Source organism: Pseudomonas sp. MWU15-20650, from assembly GCF_023242475.1.
GTDB lineage: Bacteria > Pseudomonadota > Gammaproteobacteria > Pseudomonadales > Pseudomonadaceae > Aquipseudomonas.
Window position 1 is genome coordinate 43,382 of the sequence record NZ_JALJFG010000014.1, and the last position, 20,871, is coordinate 64,252.

A 20,871-nucleotide genomic window follows, 5' to 3' on the forward strand; every position below is an offset into this window, starting at 1 on the left:
ATAAGGCCGCCAGCCTGATTATCAGTGGTGCCTATTAACGGGCATTCGCCTGCCTCGGATGCCTTGCCCTCTTGCCGTTGTGGGTCTATCACTCATGTTTCACTTCTAATGAGTCCTTGCCATGACCGCCCAGACCAACCGCCAATTCCTGCTCGCCAAACGCCCGGTCGGCGCGGCTACACGCGAGACCTTCACCTATCAGGAAGTGCCGGTTGGCACGCCTCAGGACGGCCAGGTGCTGGTGCGCAATGAATACCTGTCACTGGATCCGGCCATGCGCGGCTGGATGAATGAGGGCAAGTCCTACATCCCACCCGTCGGTATTGGTGAAGTGATGCGCGCACTGGGCGTGGGCAAGGTGATTGCCTCGAACACCCCGAAGTTTGCGGTGGGGGATTACGTCAATGGCGCCCTGGGCGTACAGGACTATTTCCTCGGTGAGCCCCGCGGGTTTTATAAGGTCGATCCGAAACTCGCGCCCTTGCCGCGCTATCTGTCAGCGCTGGGAATGACGGGCATGACGGCTTACTTTGCCCTGCTGGAGACCGGTGCGCCCAAGGCCGGCGATACCGTGGTGATCTCAGGTGCGGCCGGCGCCGTGGGCAGCATCGCCGGGCAGATCGCCAAGATCAAAGGGTGCCGCGTGGTCGGTATTGCCGGGGGTGCCGACAAATGCAAGTTCCTGGTGGAGGAACTGGGTTTTGACGCGGCCATCGATTACAAGCACGAAGACGTGTCGGCCGCCCTCAAGCGCGAATGCCCCAAAGGCGTGGATGTATATTTCGATAACGTCGGCGGCGATATCCTAGACGCAGTCCTCAGTCGCCTGGCCCTGAACGCTCGCGTGGTGATTTGCGGTGCCATCAGCCAGTACAACAACAAGGAGGCCGTAAAGGGTCCGGCCAACTATTTGTCATTGCTGGTCAATCGCGCCCGCATGGAAGGTTTTGTGGTGATGGACCACGCAGCTAACTTCGCGGCGGCCGGGCAGGAAATGGCCGGCTGGATGGCGCAAGGCAAGCTCAAGAGCAAGGAGGATATTGTCGAAGGGCTGGAAACATTCCCGGAAACGCTGAGCAAGCTGTTCAACGGCGAGAACTTTGGGAAGTTGGTATTGAAGGTTAACTGACACACTGCCAGCCTACAGGTAGGAGGGGGCTTGCTCCCGATAGCGGTGTAACAGTCAACGTTGTTATTGACTGGTCACTGCCATCGGGAGCAAGCCCCCTCCTACATTAAGTGTCGGCGTGTTTGCCTCAACTATCAGGCGATCTCGGCGACCACCGCTGCCAGCGCCTTGGCCGGATCCGCCGCCTGGCTGATCGGACGGCCAATCACCAGGTAATCGGAACCTGCATCCAGCGCCTGACGCGGGGTCAGGATACGGCGCTGGTCATCCTGCGCACTGCCGGCCGGACGAATCCCAGGAGTGACCAGTTGCAGCGATGGATGGGCGCTCTTGAGGGCCTGGGCTTCCAGCGCTGAGCACACCAGGCCGTCCAGCCCGGCTTTCTGCGCCAAAGCAGCCAGACGCAACACCTGCTCCTGGGGTTCGATATCCAGGCCGATGCCGGCCAGGTCTTCACGCTCCATGCTGGTCAGCACGGTTACGCCGATCAGCAGCGGTTTCGGGCCGCTGCGCTGTTCCAGCACTTCGCGGCAGGCCGTCATCATGCGCAGGCCACCGGAGCAATGCACGTTGACCATCCACACGCCCATTTCGGCCGCAGCCTTCACCGCCATCGCGGTGGTGTTGGGAATGTCGTGGAATTTCAGGTCAAGGAATACCTCGAAGCCTTTGTCGCGCAGGGTGCCGACGATTTCCGCGGCGCAACTGGTAAACAGTTCCTTGCCGACCTTGACCCGGCAAAGCTTCGGGTCCAACTGGTCAGCCAGCTTCAGTGCGGCGTCACGGGTGGGGTAATCCAGGGCGACGATGATAGGAGTCTGGCAGACGGACATTGGAATGGGCTCTCAGGCAAGTCGAAATCGGCGCGGATTGTAGCGCAAGCTGCGCCGTTGCGGGATCCGATGATCGGTAAATACTGATCAACTGCCCAATACCGGACGTTTCAGAAACTGTGTCAGGCTCGATACATTCCCGACATGCCCCCAACACGCCCCCCGGCTAGCCTCGCGCACATGACCGCCCGTCCAGCACTTCCAGCCATGGAGCTGGGCGCCTATGCTGACAGCAACAACCAGGCAGATGATCGCACTATGCATACCCCTACCGTCTCTGTACACGAAGAGCAAAAAGGCGCGGTGATCGCCGAAGAAAAGCGCTGGAACACCCGTGCGCTGATCGTCGACGACGATGTACCGATCCGCGAATTGTTGATCGACTACCTGGCGCGCTTCAATATTCTCGCCTCGGGGGTGACAGACGGCGCTGCCATGCGCCTGGCCATGCAAGCCGAAACCTTTGATGTGGTGGTGCTCGACCTGATGCTGCCGGGTGAGGATGGGCTGTCGCTGTGCCGCTGGCTGCGCGCCGAATCGGACATCCCGATCCTGATGCTCACCGCTCGCTGCGAGCCCACCGACCGCATTATCGGCCTGGAGCTGGGCGCCGACGACTACATGTCCAAGCCGTTCGAGCCTCGCGAGCTGGTCGCCCGTATCCAGACCATCCTGCGCCGGGTACGCGATGACCGCACCGAGCAACGGGCCAATATCCGCTTCGACAACTGGCGCCTCAACAGCGTGCTGCGCCAGTTGGTGGCGGATGACGGCCTGGTGGTACCGCTGTCCAACGCCGAGTTTCGTTTGCTGTGGGTGTTTATCGAGCGCCCACGCCGCGTACTGAGCCGCGAACAATTGCTGGACGCCGCCCGTGGCCGTTCCATCGAAGCGTTTGATCGCAGCATCGACTTGCTGGTATCGCGCCTGCGCCAGAAGCTGGGGGATGACCCCAAGGCACCGCAGTTGATCAAGACGGTACGCGGCGAAGGCTATCTGTTCGATGCACGGGATATTGGCTGATGCGCAACGCCTTCAATACGCTGTTCGGAAGATTGTTCGGTGTATTGCTGGTAGCCATTGTGCTGGCTCATGTGCTGGCATTCTTCTGGTTTCACCACTATGGTCCACCCCCGCCGCCGCCGCAGGGAACCTTCGTCGAACAGCCTGACGGCACGATGAAGCCGCTGCCCAGGCGCCATCGTTCCTGGTTTGGTGGCCCGGTGGTGCCGCTGACGTTCCAGTTTATCTCGCTGATCATCGCCGCCTGGTACGGCGCCAAGCTGCTGAGCCGGCCGATCCAGCGCCTGAGCGCGGCGGCCGAACGCTTGAGCGTCGACCTCGACAGCCCGCCCCTCGATGAATCCGGGCCTCGGGAGGCGCGGCAAGCCGCATCGACCTTCAACTTGATGCAAAAGCGCATTCGTGAACAAGTCAGCCAGCGCGCACGCATGCTCGGCGCGGTCTCCCATGACCTGCGCACCCCGCTGTCACGCCTGAAGCTGCGCCTGGAACAGATCGAAGACACCAAGCTGCAAGGCCAGATGCGCCAGGACCTGAACGACATGATCGGCATGCTCGATGCCACCTTGAGCTACCTGCACGAACAGCGCACCAGCGAGACCCGGCATTGGCTCGACGTCCAGGCGTTGGTGGAGTCCCTCAGCGAAAACGCCCAGGACCAAGGCTGCGACGTGCAATTCTGCGGCACCTGCGCGCCGTTGCAGGTGCAACCGATGGCCCTGCGTTCCTGCCTCAACAACCTGATCGACAATGCCCTGCGTTATGCCGGTACGGCTCGCGTAGAGTTGGCGGACAGCCGTGGGGCGCTGGTGATCCGTGTGATAGACCACGGGCCTGGGATCGCGGCCGACAAGCGCGAAGCCGTGTTCGAGCCGTTTTATCGCCTGGAGGGGTCGCGCAACCGCAATTCCGGTGGTGTTGGCCTGGGCATGACGATTTCCAAGGAAGCCGTGGAGCGCCTGGGCGGCCACCTGAGCCTGGAAGACACACCCGGCGGTGGTTTGACCGCCGTGATGTGGTTACCCCGCGCCTAGCTCGACAACGGCTATGAAGGGTTGTCTTCGCGGCGCTCCTGCGCCTGGGTCGCACTCCAATCGGTCAACAAGCTGTAGGCCACCGCCAGCAGCGTCGGGCCGATAAACAGACCGATAAAGCCGAAGGCGATCAAGCCGCCAAACACACCCAGCAGCACGATCACCAACGGCAAGTTGCCACCCCGGCTGATCAGGTAGGGCTTGAGCACGCTGTCCACGCCGCTGATGATGAAGGTGCCCCACACACAGAGGAACACCGCGTAGGTGTAGTCCCCCTTCCACGCCAGCCAGGCCGTGGCCGGGATCCACACCAGCGGCGGGCCCATGGGGATCAGACTGAGCAGGAACGTGACAATCCCCAGCACCAGCGCACCCGGCACTCCGGCGATCAGGAAACCGATCAGCGCCAGCAGCGCTTGGGCGGCGGCGGTGCCGATCACACCGTTGACCACCCGCTGCACCGTGCCGGCCACCAGCTCGATGTAATAACCGGCACGCTCGCCGATCAGGCGCTCCAGCAGACGGTGCACGAACACGGCCAGCCGCGGCCCATCGCGGTAGAAAAAGAACACGAACACCAGGCTCAAGGTCAGTTCAAGAATACCGCCGCCGATCTGCGCACTGCGCGCCAGCAGCCAATTGCCGACCTGCCCCAGGTACGGCTTGATGCTGAGCATCAGTGCGGCGCCCTGCTGGTCGATGCTGTCCCACGTCGCCACCAGGCGGTCGCCGACAAAAGGCACCGACGCCAGCCAAGTCGGGGCGGCAGGCAAGCCATCGACCTGGATATCCTTGATCAAGCCCACGGCATCACGCACATGGTCGGCCAGGTTGAAACCCAGCCAGACCAGCGGCACCGCCACCAGCAACATCCAGCACAAGGTCAGAATGCCGGCAGCCAGGGACTCCCGACCGCCTAGCCAACGGGTGAGCAAACGCATCAGCGGCCAACTGGCGAATGCCAGTACCGCGCCCCAGAACAGCGCCGACCAGAACGGCGCCATGACCCAGAAGCTGGCACCAAACAGCACCAGCAGCAGGATTTGCACCAGTAGGCGATCGTTATTGAGCATCGGGTATCTCGAGAAGAAGGCTGTAGGAAGAGAGCTTAGGCGAACGGCACGGGTCCGTTCGCCTTGTAACGGTCAGCGTATCAGATGCAGGTGCAAACCCTTAGCATCACCTGCTGCGGTTTCCAGGCGTGCGGCACGTACACCGCTGTCGATCAAGCCCTGGCGCCAGGCTTCGGCAGTAGGGCCGGTCAAACTGACGCGCAAGGTAGCGTCGAGGTTCAACCCCCGGGAAATCAGGGTCAGCCAGGTGGCGTCCGGCTCGGCACCCAGCGCAGGAAAATCCAGCTCGCCCGTACTTTTCAGTTCTCGCAGCAGGGTCGCCGACGTGGGCAACAGATCACCCAACGGCGCGCTGGCCTCCAGTTGCTCGACATGCAGGTAAGCACGGCGGTTACCGCGGGTGATGCCGTACAGCGCTACCAGCGAGTTGCCCTGCGGTGCGGCCAGGCGCAGCAACACGTACTCCTGCTGGCCATCGGCCCCCACCAGCTTGGCATTGCCGAACACTTCATTGGCCCACAGGCTGCTTTCTCCGCAATCCCTGGCCTGGCACCAGAACAACAGCTGTGCGCCCTTGGACTGCAAGGCTTCGCGCGTGGCCGTGAAGGCGTCGCTGGAAGTGTGTTCGGCGGGCAGTTCATAGGTGATTGCAGTGGCTTGGCCGCGGGCTGTGGCTTGGCCTTCGTAACGCAATTGGCCGCTGATTTTGCGGATCGCGCCCATGGGGTAGATGCGTTCCTTTTCTTCAGCGGGGCGATAATCGACGATTTGCGCGTCAACCTGGCGGGATATACCCGGTAAGTCCTGGCTTCCCGGCACATCGGCAGCGAACACCAGCGGGCTGATACAGCACAGGCCGAGGGCACGGATACCTCTTTTACGCAGGCTCATCGGATCATTGAGCCCTGGCCATCGGAGGTCGCTGCAGTTTTGAGATCGGTGTTGAGATCGTACATGGTTGACTCCCTTTCAATCCGCCCAGCCTCGGCAGTTGACCCCGCCAAGTCAAGGCGTGGAGAAGAACCGATTGAAACAGTCTGCAACAAGGATCGCGCCGGACTCATCATTCAGGTGTAAATGATGGCCGCCTGGCAGCGTGGTTACGGTGAAGGGTAGCTGAGAAAGCAATTCGGAATGTTTCGCCAGCATGCCGTCAGCGGCGACGACCAACTGCGTAGGACACCTCACCCGCCTCACGAAAGCCATCGCCTGCTCATCGGTCAGACGCATCGGCGAAGCCAAGGTCAACCGGCTGTCGGTACGCCAGGTGTACCCCCCCGGCACCGGCATCAAACCGCGCTGGGCCAGCAGTTCGGCGGCTTCACGGCTGACCGCCACGACGCCTTTCATCCGCGCTTCGACCGCTCGATCCAGGTCGCTATAGACCGGCTTGCGCTTGTCCTGCAGGTTCAGTTGCGCCTGCAATGCCATGCCCAGGCGCTCGGCAGCGTTCTCGCCGCTGGCGGTCGGCGGGATGACACCGTCGATCAGCCCCAGGTGCGTCACCCGCTCCGGCAAGGCACCGGCCAGCACCAGGGAAACGATGGCGCCAAGGGAGTGGCCAAGTAATGCAAAACGTTTCCAACCCAGTTGCTCCGCCACTTGCAGCACATCGTGGACATAATCCCACAAGGCATACCCGGCCCCTATCGGACGATGTGCCGAATGCCCATGCCCGGCCATATCCAGCGCGACGATACGCAACCCCTGCAGCTTCGGCGCCAGGCGCGCAAAGCTGTTGGCATTGTCCAGCCAACCATGCAAGGCGATCACCGGCAAGCCATCCTCGGGACCAGACAGATGCGCCGCCAATTCGATATGCGGCAGGCTCAGGCGCACCTCTTCGACGGGAGTGCTCATGCGCAACTGCGCCCACGGGCTTGCCAGCGGGAGAACAGGTTCTTGATCAAGGTGGCGGTATCCTGGGGACGTTCGAGAGGGAACATATGGCCACCGGGCATGGTGAGCATTTCACCCATGGGCATACGGCCCACACCGCTGGCATGGTGACGCATCACCACCCGGCTCTGGCTACCGCGCACCACGGCCAGTGGCACCTTCAGCTGACGTACCTGGCCCGGGCTGGTGTGGGGCACGCCCCGGTAGATGCTGATCTCGGTGGCCGGATCGAAACGCAAGCGCAGCCGATCGCCCAAGGGCTGCAGGCCATGTTGCAGGTAAGCATCGAAGCATTCGGGGTCGAAGCCACGAAACAAGGTCTTGCCTGCGAAGTACGTGCGCGCGGCTTCCAGGTCGGTGAATTCTTCACGGCGACCCAGGGTGCGCCCGGCCGGGGTCAAGCGGTCGATAAAACCAAAACGTTTGGCGGCGCGAATCACCCAGCGGTCGGCGCGGGTCAACACCGGGGAATCCAGCATCACCACACCCCGGTACAACTGCGGGCAACGCATGGCCGCGTGCAAATGCAGCACACCACCGAGGGAATGGCCCACGCCCCACACGGGCTCCGGCTGCTGCTCCAAGTGATGGATCAGTTCGTCCACCAGGTTCTGCCAGTTATCATCCACCGGGAACCTGGGGTCGTGACCGTGCTGAGGCAAACAAGCCACCTCGTATTCCGGGGCCAGGGCGGCGAATAATTTGCCGTAGGTGGCCGAAGGGAAGCCATTGGCGTGAGTAAAAAACACGTGCTGCGACATACCGGTTCCATCAACAAAAACAGAGATAGATTGTCACCATGCCTGGCTCGCACAGCAATGACTGTAACTGCCAGGAATGATGACACTCACGCCACGCCTATCGTGCCGGCGGGTTCTCGCCCAGTGGCACCACGGCCATGGTCAGGCGCGAGACGCAGCTGGCCTTGCCATCATCGCTGGTCAAGCGAATGTCCCACACCTGGGTGGTACGGCCGATATGAATCGCCCTGGCCACCGCCGTCACCCGCCCGCTGCGCACACCGCGCAGATGGTTGGCATTGACCTCCAGGCCCACGCAGTAAAACTTGCTGGCATCGATGCACAGGTAGGCCGCCATGGAGCCAACGCTTTCCGCCAGCACCACCGACGCACCACCATGCAACAGGCCATAGGGCTGGTGGGTACGGTGATCGACCACCATGCTGGCGGTCAGGGATTCGTCGTCGAAGCTTTCGAAACGAATATCCAGCCACTCACCAATGGTGTTTTTCTGGATAGCGTTAAGTTGTTCGATGTTGGGTTGGGTGCGCCACAGGCTCATGGAATTGTCCTTATTGGTTTTATTACGACCCTAATCCTGCCACACAATGGACTCGGTGCGCTCGCTCCACACCAGGAACTGTGCGCCATAGGTCGACTCAATGACGTTGCGCCTTACCTTCAACGTCGGCGTCAGGAAGCCGTTCTCCACCGCCCAACTGTCTTTCATCACCACCAGCTGGCGCAACCGCTCATGTTTATCCAGGGCCGCGTTGACCTGTTCCAGCCAACGCTCAAGGCTAGTCTTCAGCGCTTGCGTGTCCTGGCCTGCCGCCGATAACACGCACAACCCCATCGGCGCGGTAAGCCCCTCACCGACCACGCACACCTGTTCAATCCGTGCATGCTCAGCCAAGCGGTTTTCTATCGGCGCCGGCGCCACGTATTTGCCTTTGCTGGTCTTGAAGATTTCCTTGAGGCGCCCGGTCAGACGCAGCCGGCCGTCAGCGTCCTGTTCGCCCTTGTCGCCGGTACGCAGGAAACCATCCTCGGTGAGTGTTTCAGCGGTTTTCTGGGGATCCTTGAAGTAACCGAGCATCGTCGCACCGCTGCGTACCTGCACTTCCCCGGTTGAGTCGATGCGCACTTCAACGCCAGGGGATGGCAGGCCGATCCAGCCGAATTTCTGCTCGCCAGGCCGGCTCACATGGGAATAGCCGCAGCTTTCCGTCATGCCATACACCTCCAGCACATCCAGGCCCAGGCGTTGATACCAGCGCAGCAGCGCCTCGGGCACCGGGGCTGCACCGGACAGGGCAATGCGCAACGCATCCAGGCCCAGACCCGCAAGGACTTTATGACCAACACGCGGGCCGATAAAAGGTAAGCGCAGCAACGTGTCCAGGCGTTTTTGCGGAATTTTGCCGTAGACGCCCATCTGGAACTTCGTCCAGATGCGCGGCACGCCGAACAACGCCGTCGGCCGTGCCCGACGCAGGTCGGCCAGAAAGGTATCGAGGCTTTCGGCAAAAAAAACCGTTTGCCCGGTGTAGATCGAGGCAAGCTCCACAAACATGCGTTCTGCCACATGGCACAACGGCAGGTAGGACAGCAGCCGGTCACCCTCCCCCAGGCCAAACAGCTCGGTGCCGCGCGTGGCCGCAAAGCCCAAGGCACCGAACGTTTGCATCACGCCTTTAGGCAGGCCGGTGGTCCCGGAGGTATAGAGGATGGTGGCCAGGCTCGAGGCGGCGGGTAGAGGGTTGTCCTGGATCGGTGAGCAGGCTTGCAGGTCCGCCCAGTTGAAATCGAACTCCCCAGGCGGGCACAGCGGCAGGCTGATGGTCGGCAAATCGGCCGGGATGCCTGGCGCCATCGCTGGCCAGTCGTCCAGCTTGCCGATCAATGCCAGCGCCGCCTCGGAATGGGTCAGCACATGGGCGACGGAATCGGCGGTGAGGTTGGGATAGAGCGGCACCGAGACATGGCCGGCCATCCAGATGGCCAAGTCGGCAATGACCCAATGCGCACAGTTTTTCGAGATCAGGGCAATATGAGAGCCCTGGGGCAACGCCCTGGCGCGCAGCCAATGGGCGGCGCAACGGGCTTGGTGGCCGACGTCGCCCCAAGTGAGGGTCTGCACGTCGCCGCCACCCAGAGGCTGCACGAGAAAGTTTTTGCGCGGGTGCCGCGCCTCACGTTCGAAGAAGACCTGCAACGGCAAACGAAAAGCGACAGGCATGGGACGCGCTCCTTTGTGATCCGATGATAGCCAACCAAGCACTTGCTCGGTTGACTATATAGCACACACAAAGTCGCGATTTACCCTACGGGTTCTTCACATCGACCAGGCTCATCAACCCTGCCAGCGGAAAGTCGCCCTCAAGCTCGGCCAGGCTGGCGGTGCACATCGGCTGCGGCTGGCGCTGGTGACCGTGCTGCAAAAAGCCGATCAGGCTGCCCACCAAGGGTTGGTGGCTGACCAGCAGCACGTTGTCATCGGTGTCGAGTTGCTCCAGCACCTGCAACGGGTTGCCGTCGGGAGTCAGCCACGGCACCGTGCGGATATCCGGCAGGAACCCCAAGGCTTCGCGCACCAGGTACGCCGTCTGCTGTGCCCGTGCGTAGGGGCTGGCGATGATGGCACTGATCGGCTGGTCAATCAGATGCGCAGCACTTTGCAACACTTCGGCACGCCCATGCTCGGTGAGATTGCGTTCGGCATCGGTGCGGGCGTGCCCTTCGGCCTCACCGTGGCGCAAGATCCACAGCTTCATAGCTTTGGCTCTTCATCACGCACCGGGTGCGGGGCTGGCGGCACGCTGTGGGCGGCCTCGCCTTCGGGTGCTCGCGGGGCTGGCCAATCGGCAAACGGCCAGGGCTTTTGCTCGGTGTGAAAGCTGCCGAAGCGGCCGATCTGCGCAAGGAACTGGCTGAGGCTGTCGCCAAAGCTCATCAAGCCCAGGTTGGGTGCGCCGTAGATCAGGCGGTAAACCAGTTGCACGATGACCAATGCACCGAGCAGGAACTGCGCCACCTGCCACACCAGCGCAAACACCAGCATCCACAGAATGCGCAAGGCAATGGACTCGTATTTAGGGGCTGCTTTCGGATCGTTCATGGCGCGTTCCTCAGTTGAAACCACTGGTGGAAATAAAGTCGACATCCGTTTTGGGCTCGGCCCGCATCAGCAACTCGATGACCTGGTTCAAGGTGCGCCCTTCAAACAGGATCGCATGCAGCCCGGCGACCAGCGGCATATACACGCCTACTTCCTGGGCCTTGGCCTTCAACACCTTGAGGGTATTGACCCCTTCGGCCACTTCACCCAGGCGCGTCACGGAGTCTTCCAGGCTCAGGCCCTGGCCCAAGGCGAACCCGACCTGGTAGTTGCGGCTTTTCGGCGACGAGCAGGTGACGATCAAGTCGCCCACGCCCGCCAGGCCCAGAAAGGTCATCGGGTTGGCGCCCTGGTTCACCGCAAAACGGGTCATCTCGGCCAACGCACGGGTGATCAACATGCTCTTGGTGTTTTCGCCCATGCCGAGTGCAACGGCCATGCCGGCAATAATGGCGTATACGTTTTTAAGCGCCCCTCCCAACTCGACGCCGAAACGATCACTGCTGGCGTAGACGCGGAAAGTGCGGCCATGCAGCACCGCCTGGACGCGCTCGCACAGCGCTTCGTCTTCACTGGCGACCACGGTGGCGGTCAACGCATGCTCGGCCACTTCCCGCGCCAGGTTCGGCCCCGACAGCACGCCAATGCGCGCCTGAGGCGCGATCTCTTCGAGGATTTCACTCATCAACTTGAAGGTGTGCGCCTCGATGCCCTTGGTCAGGCTGACCAGCATTTTGCCCGCCAGGCGCTCAGCGTGAGGGGCAAGCACCGAGCGCAAGGCGCTGGAAGGCAGCGCGACAAAACACAGGTCGCATTCAGTCAGCGTGGCCAGCAGGTCGGTGACGGGGTCGACCGCCGGGTGAATCTTGATGCCTTTAAGGTAACGGGGGTTTTCCCGATGCACGCGTATGGCCTCGGCCTGCTCGGGATCGCGCATCCATTGACGCACTGCATGGCCGTTCTCGGCCAGCAGGTTAGCCACGGCGGTACCAAAACTTCCGCCTCCCAGGACCGCAATAGGGCGCTGTTCAGTCATATGCAATCCGTTAATCCATACCAGTGGCGATGACGGCATTATACGGGGCGACCCGCTTGCGGCCAGCCCCTGTATCAATTCGCGCTTGTCGGAAAGTGGCATGCCGGTGTGAAGTAATTGCGAGGGCGACGACTGGCAAATAGCCTCACCTCAGTTAACATGGGCGGCTATCCGTAATTATCAAGGCCGCGCCGTGTACTTTGGGCCCCCTCGCCGCCCCTATCTGCTGTTAATGCTGCTGTGCAGTAGCCCGTTGCTGGCCGACGATCTGTTCCTCGACAGCCAACCGCTGCCGCAGGTATTGACCGCCACACGCCTCAAGCAATCGGCCGCCGCCGTGCCCGGCAGCATGACGGTAATCGACAGCGAACTGATCAAGGCCAGCGGCGCACGGGACATCGCGGAACTGCTGCGGCTGGTCCCCGGAATGATGGTCGGCTACACCACCGGCAACCAGGCGGCAGTGAACTACCACGGCACCAGCGCCAGCGATGCACGGCGCATGCAGGTCTTGATCGACGGGCGCTCGGTGTACCGCGCGGGCTTGGCCACCGTGGACTGGAGCGATATTCCAGTGGCCATGGAAGATATCGAACGCATCGAGGTATTTCGCGGCCCCAACACCGTCAGCTACGGCGCCAATGCGTTAATGGCGGTGGTGAATATCCTCACCCGTTCGCCGGCCAACAGCCAGGGCTCGCGGGTGAAGATCACCCGTGGCGAGCGCGGGATCAACGACTTCTATGCCAGCCAGGGCGTTGGCTGGGAAACCGGCAATTTGCGCCTTTCCCTGTCTGGGCAACAGGACGATGGTTTTGACAGCGACGCCGTCGGCGCCGATCGGCGTGACGGTCGCCGCCTCAACCGGTTCAGCCTGGCAGTGAGCCAGACCCTGAACACGCAACAGAGCCTCGATTGGCAACTGAACGTCAAGGAAGGCACCAATCAGCGCCCTTATACCTACACCCCGGTATTTGACGGGATTACCGAAGGTGGTACCAATTCCGACGCTACCGCCAAGGACTACGCGGGCTCTGTACGCTGGAACTTCGACTTCAATCCCGACCACAGCCTGTACATCCAGGGTTCGGCCCAACAATGGGACCGCCGGCAAATCTGGAAAGCCTGTGATGCCAAGGTCTCGTTCAGCCCGGAGTTGACCCAGCTGTGGCAACTCAACCCCAACTACGCCGAACTGCTGGCGCGACATATGGATACCTTCAGCCAAGGCACAGCCCCACCCGGCAGCGCCGCCGAACAGGCATTGGGCAACCAGGTGTTGGACCAGTGGCGCAACGGTGCCAACCAGAGCGTGTGCGGCGACATCAACCAAAGCACCCGCGAAAGCCGCTACGACCTGGAGGTCCAGGACACGCTCAGCCTCTCCGACAGCCTGCGCCTGGTCAGTGGCATGAATTACCGCTACGACCGTGCCGACTCCGACACTTACTTCAATGGCACACTGGACGACACTACCTGGCGCCTGTTCGGGCAACTGGAATGGCGCGCCAGTGAACACTGGCTGCTGCAAGGCGGCGCCATGTATGAAGACACGTACTTGAGCGGCAACTCGCTGACACCTCGTGTGGCGGTCAACTACCTGATCAACCCACGCCATGGCCTGCGCGCGGTGTATTCCGAGGCGATCCGCTCACCGGACATGTTCGAGAACAACGTCAACTGGAGTTACCGTGTCACCAATCTCAGCTCGCCGGCCTATGGGCAAAACTCCGGGCAATATTTTGTGGTAACACGCGGCCCCGGCAACCTCGATAAAGAGTTGATGCGCTCCCGAGAGTTGGGCTACAACGGTTTTTTTGCCGACTTGGGGCTCAATATCGACGTGAAGCTGTTCTATGACGAAATCACCGACATGATCAGCTCACCGCTGCGTAACAACCAATACATCGCCAGCAATGCCAACAGCTCGCGCTTCACGGGTGCCGAATCACAGTTCGACTGGCGCATGAGCAACGCCGACCGCCTGCGCCTGACCTATGCTTACGTCGACGCCACCTCCAGCAACCCACGGGACAAGGTGCAAACCGCACGTAACAGCGGCTCGGCCGGCTGGCTGCGTGAATGGGGCCAGGGCTGGTCCAGTGCGTTGTTCTACTATGGCGACGACGCCCTCAACCAATATCGCTTCGAACGGGTCGACATGCGGGTAGCCAAGCGCATTGCCCTGGGCAAAGCCAACGTGGAGCTGGCCGGCATGTTGCAACAACGCCTCGACAGCCAGCCCACGACCTGGGCCGACAACAATTACGACAGTCGCCACGTACTCTACTTCAGCGCGGAGTTAGAGTTCTGACATGGGCGATCTGTCACCGATGACCCACTTCCTGACGATACGGCTGTGGCGTCACGGCCTGCTGCTGGCGTGCCTGCTGCTGGCGCCTTTTGCGTGGAGCGCCGATATCCTGCTGACCGCCGCCGAAGACGGTGCCGGCGTGCAAGCCTTTACCCAGGCGCTTGCCCAGCAGCGCCCCGAAGACCATGTCACCTTCACCCCGCTCAAAGACTTGCCGGCCCCAAGCCAGTTGCCCGCCAGCACCCGCGTGATCCTCCTCGACCTGCCGGGCCTCGACTGGCGCCTGCAGGATGCCCAAGGGCCGCCGACCCTGGTGCTGCGCATCAGCCGCCTGCAAGCGCGTCAACGCCTGGGGAGCACTCATCCGGCCAAAATCAGCCTGCTGTGGAGCGACCCGCCGCTGGCGCGTCAGTTGCAGCTGATTGCCAATATCCTGCCTCAGGCCGAACGCATCGGTGTGCTCTATGGCCCCGACAGCGAGTTCCTGCTGCCTGAGTTAATCCAGTTCGCCAAGCCCATGGGCCTGGAAATCGTCCCCCAGCTCTGGGACAACACCAGTGACAGCCGCCCGCTGCAAACCCTGTTCAAGAACAGCGACGTGCTGCTGGGCCTCGACGACCCGCAGCTCTACAACCCCAAGACCGCCAAAAACCTGTTGCTGAGCAGCTATGCCCAACAGTTGCCGTTGGTGGGGCCCAATGCCGGATTTGTCAGAGCCGGCAGCCTGGCCAGCACCTACAGCGATCAGTCTGATTGGCTCGCTGTCCTGGACCGACTGCTGGACCATCCGCCTGCCAATTGGCCGCGCACGCTTTACCCGGAACACTTCAAAGTCGTGGGCAACCCGCAAGTCGCGCGCTCACTGGGGATCGAACAGGTCAATGAAGCCGCCGTCGCCGCACGCTTGGCCGAAGGAGAAAAACGTCCATGACCCTGCGTCGTCGTTGGGATATCAACACCCGCACCCAGCTCATTACCCTGGGCCCTGCGCTGTTGCTGACCCTGCTGTTAATCAGCTTCTTTACCTTCGTGCGGATCCAGGATCTGCGCCAGGAACTGGACCACACCGGTCAGTTGATCGCCAACCAACTGGCGCCGGCCACCGAGTATGGTGTGATTTCCGGCAACAACGATGTGCTCGACGCCTTGCTCCGCGCCACCCTGGCCACGCCCCACGTGCGCTTCCTGGAGATTCAGGACAGCGCCGAGAACATCCTGGTGTACGTCGAGCAACCCTCTGAGAAACACGACCGGTCATTGTCGGTCAAGGTGTTCCAGGCGCCGATCCGGCTGCAACATATCCAGTTAGGCAGTGACTTTTTCCAGGACAACCTCAACGAACCCAAGGCACCCCGGGCGGATTACCTGGGCCGGGTGATCGTCGGCATGTCCAACGACGCGTTCAGCCAACGCCAGCAAGAAATCCTGTTCAAGGCCGGTATCCTGGCGCTGTTCGCCCTGCTGTTTACCTTCCTGCTGGCACGGCGCCTGGCGGCGAGCCTGTCGCAGCCGATCAGCGCCATGGGGCATGCGGTCAAGGCCATCCAGCAAGGCGACTACAAGACACCGCTGCCGATTGTCGATGACTCCGAACTGGGCGACCTGTCGCGGCATATCAACAACCTGGCCGAGGGCCTTCACCAGGCCAGCCGCGAACAGCAACAGGCCATGGCCCAGTTGATCCAGACCCGCGAAGAAGCCGAACAGGCAAACAATGCCAAGTCGGATTTCCTGGCCATGATGAGCCATGAACTGCGCACGCCGATGAACGGTGTACTGGGCATGCTGCAACTGCTGGAAACCACCGAGATGACCGAGGAGCAGACCGAGTACGCGGCGCTGGCCTCCGAGTCCACCGAACACCTGCTCAAGGTGATCAACGACATCCTCGACTTCTCGCGTATTGAACGCGCCGCGCTGGAACTGGAACATATTCCATTCAACCTGGCCGACCTGATCAGCAGTTGCGCCCAGGCTTTCCAACATATTGCCCAGCAGCGGGGCCTGGCCCTGGAGCTGCCGATCCCCATGGGCATGGACGCCCTGCGCGTACAGGGTGACCCGACGCGTATCCGGCAAATCCTGGTGAACCTGATCGGCAACGCGCTGAAATTCACCGAGCACGGTACCGTTACCGTCGAGCCCCACTGGCAAACCCTGGACCACGAACTGGTCTGGTTCACCTGCACGGTGCGCGACAGTGGCATCGGGATTTCTGCTGAACGCCTGGAATTGATGTTCGACGCGTTCCAGCAGGCCGACAGTTCCATTTCAAGACGTTACGGGGGCACCGGCCTGGGCTTGCCTATCGCCCGTACCCTGGCCGAACGCATGGGAGGCACCTTACGTGCCCAGAGCGAAGAAGGCCGTGGCTCGGTGTTTACCCTGGAAATTCCGTTGGCCATTGACCAACAAAGCCTGCCGGCCATCACCCCGGACGGCACTGGCAAAGCCAGCGCCGGCGATGGGCGCCACGTGTTGCTGGTAGAAGACAACCCGGTCAACCGCACCGTGGTCGAAGCGATGCTGCGCAGCCTGGGCTTTGAAGTCAGCCTGGCCACCGATGGCGCCGAGGCGATCCGCAGCGCCGAAAGCCTGATTTTCACCGCAATCCTGATGGACTGCCGCCTGCCGCTGATCGACGGCTACGAAGCGACCCGGCAAATTCGCCAACTGCCCGGCTGCGCTGACCTACCCATCATCGCCCTCACCGCCAATGCCTTGCAGGGCGATCGCGAAGCCTGTCTGGCGGCGGGAATGAACGATTACCTGGCCAAGCCGTTCAAACGTACGGATTTGCAGAAAATCCTGCAGCGCTGGGTGTGATAGCGCGGCAACATCAGCCAACTGCGACTGGCGTGAAAGACGAAAGTGCGGCAGTCTTAGGCACCCAAACGGACCGATAAACAGGGCCGGTTTAAAATTTCAGTGAACAAGTGTACATTCAGTACCTTAACGCTGTGACTTTCACTACAACGCAATAGTCTATGTGTAGGCTGCCGATATGAGGCGTAAACGCTTCATTCGGTCCGGGAAGATTTGCCCCACCCTGCCGCATGGGATTATTGAGGAGCTCGCATGACCAAACAAAACGCCTTTACTCGGGAAGATCTGCTGCGCTGCAGTCGCGGTGAGCTGTTCGGCCCAGGTAACGCGCAACTGCCCGCCCCGAACATGCTGATGGTGGATCGCATCACCCATATCAGCGAAGAGGGTGGCAAGTACGGCAAAGGTGAATTGGTCGCCGAGCTGGATATCACCCCTGACCTCTGGTTCTTCGCCTGCCACTTCGAAGGTGACCCTGTGATGCCTGGTTGCCTGGGCCTCGATGCCATGTGGCAACTGGTCGGTTTCTACCTCGGCTGGCAAGGTTTGCCGGGCCGCGGTCGCGCCCTGGGTTCAGGCGAAGTGAAGTTCTTTGGCCAGGTCCTGCCGACCGCCAAGAAAGTCACCTACAACATTCAAATCAAGCGCGTCCTCAAGGGCAAGCTGAACCTGGCCATCGCCGACGGTTCGGTGACTGTCGACGGTCGCGAGATCTATACTGCCGAAGGCCTTCGGGTCGGCGTATTCACTTCAACTGACAACTTTTAAGGGTTATCCGCATGCGCCGCGTCGTTATCACTGGTCTGGGCATTGTTTCTTGCCTGGGCAATGACAAAGAGACCGTCACCGCTAACCTGCGTGCAAGTCGCCCTGGCATCCGCTTCAACCCGGAATATGCCGAAATGGGTCTGCGTAGCCAGGTTTCCGGCTCCATCGACCTGCCCCTCGAAGAACTGATCGATCGCAAGATCTATCGCTTCGTCGGCCACGCTGCCGCTTATGCCTACCTGGCCATGAAAGACGCGATCGCCGACTCCGGCCTGAGCGAAGACCAGGTATCGAACGTACGCACCGGCCTGATCGCCGGCTCCGGCGGCGCATCGACCCTCAACCAGATGGAAGCGCTGGACATCCTGCGCGAAAAAGGCGTGAAGCGCGTTGGCCCATACCGTGTCACGCGGACCATGGGCAGCACCGTTTCGGCCTGCCTGGCCACGCCGTTCCAGATCAAGGGCGTGAACTACTCGATTTCTTCGGCATGCGCCACCAGTGCTCACTGCATCGGTACTGCTGTCGAGCAGATCCAGCTGGGCAAGCAGGACATCGTGTTCGCCGGTGGCGGTGAAGAAGAACATTGGAGCCAGTCGTTCCTGTTCGACGCCATGGGCGCGCTGTCTACCCAGTACAACGAAACGCCGGAAAAAGCCTCCCGTGCCTACGACGCCAAGCGTGACGGTTTCGTCATTGCCGGCGGTGGCGGCATGGTGGTGGTCGAAGAACTGGAACACGCTCTGGCCCGCGGCGCGAAGATCTACGCGGAAATCGTCGGCTACGGCGCGACATCCGACGGCTACGACATGGTTGCGCCAAGCGGCGAAGGCGCCATCCGCTGCATGCAGATGGCGATGTCCACCGTGGATACGCCAATCGACTACCTGAACACCCACGGCACCTCCACTCCGGTCGGCGACGCCAAGGAAATGGAAGGCGTGCGTGCGGTATTCGGCGACAAGGCTCCGGCCATCAGCTCCACCAAGAGCCTGTCCGGCCACTCCCTGGGCGCCGCCGGCGTTCACGAAGCGATCTACTGCCTGCTGATGATGGAAGGCAACTTCATGGCGGGTTCCGCCAACATCGAAGAGATCGATCCGGCTGTCGCCGATATGCCGATCCTGACCAAGACCGTCGAGAACGCTAAGATCGACACCGTGATGAGCAACAGCTTCGGCTTCGGTGGCACCAACGCCACCTTGGTGCTGAAACGCTGGCAGGGCAAGTGAGCCCCGCAGGTTGATCGCCTGAAAAAGCCCTGACTGGTTCGGGGCTTTTTTCATTCTGCTACACGGAAAAGCGCGCCACCATCGTATTCAGATCCACTGCCAACCTCGACAGCTCCAGGCTCGCCGCACTCGTCTGATTCGCCCCGGTAGAGGTCTGGTGTGCCAGGTCGCGGATATTCATCAAATTGCGATCCACCTCCCTCGCCACCGCCGCCTGCTGCTCCGACGCGCTGGCAATCACCAAATTACGCTCGTTGATCAGGGTGAACGCCGAGGCAATCTCCTCCAGTGCCGTGCCCGCCGACTTGGCGATCTCCAGCGTCGAACGTGCGCGGCCATTGCTCTGCTGCATCGAGCTGACAGCCTGGTCGGTCCCCTGCTGAATTGCGCCGATCATCTGTTCGATTTCCTGGGTCGACTGCTGCGTGCGATGGGCCAAGGCCCGCACCTCGTCCGCCACCACCGCAAAACCGCGCCCGGCATCCCCGGCTCGCGCAGCCTCAATCGCCGCGTTCAGCGCCAGCAGGTTGGTTTGCTCGGCAATCGAGCGGATCACGTCCAGCACCTTGCTGATGCCGTAGACCTTTTGCGCCAGATCCTCGACCTGGGTCGCATTAGCCGTCACATCCGTGGCCAGGGCCTCAATCGACACCACCGTTTGACGCACCTGCTCACGCCCTTGCTGGGCAAAACGGTCAGACTCGCGTGACGCCTGGGAAGTAGCCACGGCGTTGCTCGCCACCTCTTCCACCGCCGCAGTCATCTGATTGACCGCCGTGGCCGCCTGTTCAATCTCCTGGTTCTGCAGGTGCAGGCCGCGAGTGGCATCCTCGGTTACACAACTGAGCTCTTCGGAGGCAGACGCCAGTTGGCTCGAAGACTCGGCAATGCGCCGGATGGTATCGCGCAGGTTCTCCTGCATCCCCTTGAGGGCCTGCTGCAAGCGCGCTGGCTCATCGCTCCCCGTCACACTGATGTCACCGGTCAGGTCGCCACTGGCCACCCCCTGGGCGACTTTCAGCGACTGCGCCAACGGCAGCACAATGCTGCGCGTCAACCACACCGCCAGCCCGATAGTGATCAGCGCCGTGACGACGATCATGCCAATCACCCAAATGCGAGATTGGCTGAACACGTTTTGCGCCAGGCTCGCGGCCTGGTTGGCGCTGGTTTTATTGAGGTTGGCCAGTTCACGCAAGGTGCCGGTCAGCGCATCAGCGAGTTGATTCATCTCGCCGTTGACCACTTTGGTCGCCTCGTCCAACTGATTCGCCTTGGAAAACGCCATGACCTGCCCCTGGCGTTGCAGGTATTGCTGCTCTTCGACCTTGAAGCGATCGAACAGCGTGCGCTCTTGCGGCAGGACGATCAGCCCCTCATACAGGGTTTGCGCGTGGTGCAGGCCATTTTTGAGTTCGGTGAGTTTCTGCTCATTCTGTGCCAGCGCCTGCGGGTCGCGATTGAGCAGCAAACGCAGGGTCAATGCACGCACCCGTAGCAGGTCTTGGTTCATTTCTCCCACGGCCATCACGCTGGGCAGCCAATTATTCTCCACCTGGTCCGACTGTTGACGCATATTGGCCATCTGCAACAGGGCGAAACCGCCCAAGGCAAACACCATCAATGCCAGCACGCCAAAGCCCAAGCCAGCGCGTGGGGCGATATTCAGACTACGGATACTCATGCCAGGATTCCTTTCGAATGCGCTGCATCCACCTGCAGCAAGTCTCCTGAAAGGTATCGGCCCTTTAGCGAAATTGTGTAAGACGAAAACGTAATATCAAAACGCCTTACGATCGCGTCAAAAACCCGCCGGGAAAAAATGCGGAACGCCGCTCGCCTC

General features: G+C 61.4%; 19 protein-coding genes. 8 read left to right on the forward strand and 11 right to left on the reverse strand.

What is annotated here, in order from left to right:
* Positions 1-121: 121 nt before the first annotated feature.
* A complete protein-coding gene (locus M5B43_RS13210) occupies positions 122-1,129 on the forward strand; it encodes an NADP-dependent oxidoreductase (protein WP_248750530.1) in 1,008 nt (335 codons plus the stop codon).
* Between the two features lie 134 nt (positions 1,130-1,263).
* On the opposite strand, the gene pyrF is transcribed toward M5B43_RS13210, so the two are convergent.
* Complete coding sequence (pyrF, locus tag M5B43_RS13215; protein WP_048730044.1) at positions 1,264-1,962, reverse strand: orotidine-5'-phosphate decarboxylase; 699 nt, start codon at positions 1,960-1,962, stop codon at positions 1,264-1,266.
* Between the two features lie 258 nt (positions 1,963-2,220).
* Here pyrF and M5B43_RS13220 point away from each other — a divergent pair, with 258 nt between their 5' ends.
* Both M5B43_RS13220 and M5B43_RS13225 read left to right on the forward strand, forming a co-directional pair.
* Complete coding sequence (locus tag M5B43_RS13220) at positions 2,221-2,985, forward strand: response regulator (protein ID WP_248750593.1); 765 nt, start codon at positions 2,221-2,223, stop codon at positions 2,983-2,985.
* On the forward strand, positions 2,985-4,019 hold the full coding sequence (locus M5B43_RS13225) for an ATP-binding protein (protein WP_248750531.1): 1,035 nt from the start codon (positions 2,985-2,987) through the stop codon (positions 4,017-4,019). Before M5B43_RS13220 ends, M5B43_RS13225 begins: the two co-directional genes overlap by 1 nt.
* Positions 4,020-4,030: 11 nt before the next feature.
* On the opposite strand, the gene M5B43_RS13230 is transcribed toward M5B43_RS13225, so the two are convergent.
* The 9 genes from M5B43_RS13230 to M5B43_RS13270 form a co-directional block, all read right to left on the reverse strand.
* On the reverse strand, positions 4,031-5,092 hold the full coding sequence (locus M5B43_RS13230) for an AI-2E family transporter (RefSeq protein WP_248750532.1): 1,062 nt from the start codon (positions 5,090-5,092) through the stop codon (positions 4,031-4,033).
* Between the two features lie 72 nt (positions 5,093-5,164).
* Complete coding sequence (locus M5B43_RS13235; RefSeq protein ID WP_248750533.1) at positions 5,165-5,983, reverse strand: DUF4892 domain-containing protein; 819 nt, start codon at positions 5,981-5,983, stop codon at positions 5,165-5,167.
* Positions 5,984-6,097: 114 nt separating this feature from the next.
* Entirely contained in the window at positions 6,098-6,952 is an 855-nt protein-coding gene (locus M5B43_RS13240) for an alpha/beta hydrolase (RefSeq protein WP_248750534.1), read from the reverse strand.
* Positions 6,949-7,752 (reverse strand): alpha/beta hydrolase, encoded by an 804-nt coding sequence (locus tag M5B43_RS13245; RefSeq protein WP_248750535.1) that lies wholly within the window; start codon positions 7,750-7,752, stop codon positions 6,949-6,951. The genes M5B43_RS13240 and M5B43_RS13245 overlap by 4 nt, the downstream gene beginning before the upstream one ends.
* Positions 7,753-7,849: 97 nt before the next feature.
* Positions 7,850-8,293 (reverse strand): hotdog fold thioesterase, encoded by a 444-nt coding sequence (locus tag M5B43_RS13250; RefSeq protein WP_248750536.1) that lies wholly within the window; start codon positions 8,291-8,293, stop codon positions 7,850-7,852.
* 30 nt (positions 8,294-8,323) lie between these two features.
* Positions 8,324-9,973 carry an AMP-binding protein gene (locus tag M5B43_RS13255; RefSeq protein ID WP_248750537.1) on the reverse strand — a complete coding sequence of 550 codons (1,650 nt, stop codon included), beginning with the start codon at positions 9,971-9,973 and terminating at the stop codon, positions 8,324-8,326.
* Positions 9,974-10,058: 85 nt separating this feature from the next.
* Positions 10,059-10,508: a phosphohistidine phosphatase SixA gene (sixA, locus tag M5B43_RS13260; protein ID WP_248750538.1), complete on the reverse strand. Its 450-nt coding sequence runs from the start codon at positions 10,506-10,508 to the stop codon at positions 10,059-10,061.
* Positions 10,505-10,852, reverse strand: a complete 348-nt coding sequence (locus M5B43_RS13265) for a DUF4389 domain-containing protein (RefSeq protein ID WP_248750539.1) — start codon at positions 10,850-10,852, stop codon at positions 10,505-10,507. The genes sixA and M5B43_RS13265 overlap by 4 nt, the downstream gene beginning before the upstream one ends.
* Positions 10,853-10,862: 10 nt before the next feature.
* Entirely contained in the window at positions 10,863-11,888 is a 1,026-nt protein-coding gene (locus M5B43_RS13270; RefSeq protein WP_248750540.1) for an NAD(P)H-dependent glycerol-3-phosphate dehydrogenase, read from the reverse strand.
* Positions 11,889-12,081: 193 nt separating this feature from the next.
* Between M5B43_RS13270 and M5B43_RS13275 the strand changes: the two genes are divergently transcribed.
* From M5B43_RS13275 to fabB, 5 genes are all read left to right on the forward strand, one after another.
* Positions 12,082-14,202, forward strand: coding sequence for a TonB-dependent receptor (locus tag M5B43_RS13275; RefSeq protein ID WP_349292372.1), 2,121 nt, complete (start codon positions 12,082-12,084; stop codon positions 14,200-14,202).
* A 1-nt stretch (position 14,203) separates the two neighbouring features.
* Complete coding sequence (locus tag M5B43_RS13280; RefSeq protein WP_248750541.1) at positions 14,204-15,133, forward strand: ABC transporter substrate binding protein; 930 nt, start codon at positions 14,204-14,206, stop codon at positions 15,131-15,133.
* Positions 15,130-17,028: an ATP-binding protein gene (locus M5B43_RS13285; RefSeq protein WP_248750542.1), complete on the forward strand. Its 1,899-nt coding sequence runs from the start codon at positions 15,130-15,132 to the stop codon at positions 17,026-17,028. Before M5B43_RS13280 ends, M5B43_RS13285 begins: the two co-directional genes overlap by 4 nt.
* Before the next feature lie 252 nt (positions 17,029-17,280).
* A complete protein-coding gene (fabA, locus tag M5B43_RS13290) occupies positions 17,281-17,796 on the forward strand; it encodes a 3-hydroxyacyl-[acyl-carrier-protein] dehydratase FabA (protein WP_003210552.1) in 516 nt (171 codons plus the stop codon).
* 11 nt (positions 17,797-17,807) lie between these two features.
* Positions 17,808-19,028 (forward strand): beta-ketoacyl-ACP synthase I, encoded by a 1,221-nt coding sequence (fabB, locus tag M5B43_RS13295; RefSeq protein WP_071486430.1) that lies wholly within the window; start codon positions 17,808-17,810, stop codon positions 19,026-19,028.
* Positions 19,029-19,086: 58 nt separating this feature from the next.
* Here the strand turns inward: fabB and M5B43_RS13300 are convergent, their stop codons facing one another.
* Positions 19,087-20,712 (reverse strand): methyl-accepting chemotaxis protein, encoded by a 1,626-nt coding sequence (locus M5B43_RS13300; protein WP_248750543.1) that lies wholly within the window; start codon positions 20,710-20,712, stop codon positions 19,087-19,089.
* Between the last annotated feature and the right edge of the window lie 159 nt (positions 20,713-20,871).

What these genes read in the sequence shown, in the direction of transcription:
- pyrF (WP_048730044.1), bottom strand. Translation starts at nt 1,962, where the DNA reads ATGTCCGTCTGCCAGACTCCTATCATCGTCGCCCTGGATTACCCCACC.
- M5B43_RS13225 (WP_248750531.1), top strand. Translation starts at nt 2,985, where the DNA reads ATGCGCAACGCCTTCAATACGCTGTTCGGAAGATTGTTCGGTGTATTG.
- sixA (WP_248750538.1), bottom strand. Translation starts at nt 10,508, where the DNA reads ATGAAGCTGTGGATCTTGCGCCACGGTGAGGCCGAAGGGCACGCCCGC.
- M5B43_RS13235 (WP_248750533.1), bottom strand. Translation starts at nt 5,983, where the DNA reads ATGAGCCTGCGTAAAAGAGGTATCCGTGCCCTCGGCCTGTGCTGTATC.
- M5B43_RS13220 (WP_248750593.1), top strand. Translation starts at nt 2,221, where the DNA reads ATGCATACCCCTACCGTCTCTGTACACGAAGAGCAAAAAGGCGCGGTG.
- M5B43_RS13230 (WP_248750532.1), bottom strand. Translation starts at nt 5,092, where the DNA reads ATGCTCAATAACGATCGCCTACTGGTGCAAATCCTGCTGCTGGTGCTG.
- M5B43_RS13280 (WP_248750541.1), top strand. Translation starts at nt 14,204, where the DNA reads ATGGGCGATCTGTCACCGATGACCCACTTCCTGACGATACGGCTGTGG.
- fabB (WP_071486430.1), top strand. Translation starts at nt 17,808, where the DNA reads ATGCGCCGCGTCGTTATCACTGGTCTGGGCATTGTTTCTTGCCTGGGC.
- M5B43_RS13300 (WP_248750543.1), bottom strand. Translation starts at nt 20,712, where the DNA reads ATGAGTATCCGTAGTCTGAATATCGCCCCACGCGCTGGCTTGGGCTTT.
- M5B43_RS13240 (WP_248750534.1), bottom strand. Translation starts at nt 6,952, where the DNA reads ATGAGCACTCCCGTCGAAGAGGTGCGCCTGAGCCTGCCGCATATCGAA.
- M5B43_RS13210 (WP_248750530.1), top strand. Translation starts at nt 122, where the DNA reads ATGACCGCCCAGACCAACCGCCAATTCCTGCTCGCCAAACGCCCGGTC.
- M5B43_RS13285 (WP_248750542.1), top strand. Translation starts at nt 15,130, where the DNA reads ATGACCCTGCGTCGTCGTTGGGATATCAACACCCGCACCCAGCTCATT.
- fabA (WP_003210552.1), top strand. Translation starts at nt 17,281, where the DNA reads ATGACCAAACAAAACGCCTTTACTCGGGAAGATCTGCTGCGCTGCAGT.
- M5B43_RS13270 (WP_248750540.1), bottom strand. Translation starts at nt 11,888, where the DNA reads ATGACTGAACAGCGCCCTATTGCGGTCCTGGGAGGCGGAAGTTTTGGT.
- M5B43_RS13265 (WP_248750539.1), bottom strand. Translation starts at nt 10,852, where the DNA reads ATGAACGATCCGAAAGCAGCCCCTAAATACGAGTCCATTGCCTTGCGC.
- M5B43_RS13255 (WP_248750537.1), bottom strand. Translation starts at nt 9,973, where the DNA reads ATGCCTGTCGCTTTTCGTTTGCCGTTGCAGGTCTTCTTCGAACGTGAG.
- M5B43_RS13245 (WP_248750535.1), bottom strand. Translation starts at nt 7,752, where the DNA reads ATGTCGCAGCACGTGTTTTTTACTCACGCCAATGGCTTCCCTTCGGCC.
- M5B43_RS13250 (WP_248750536.1), bottom strand. Translation starts at nt 8,293, where the DNA reads ATGAGCCTGTGGCGCACCCAACCCAACATCGAACAACTTAACGCTATC.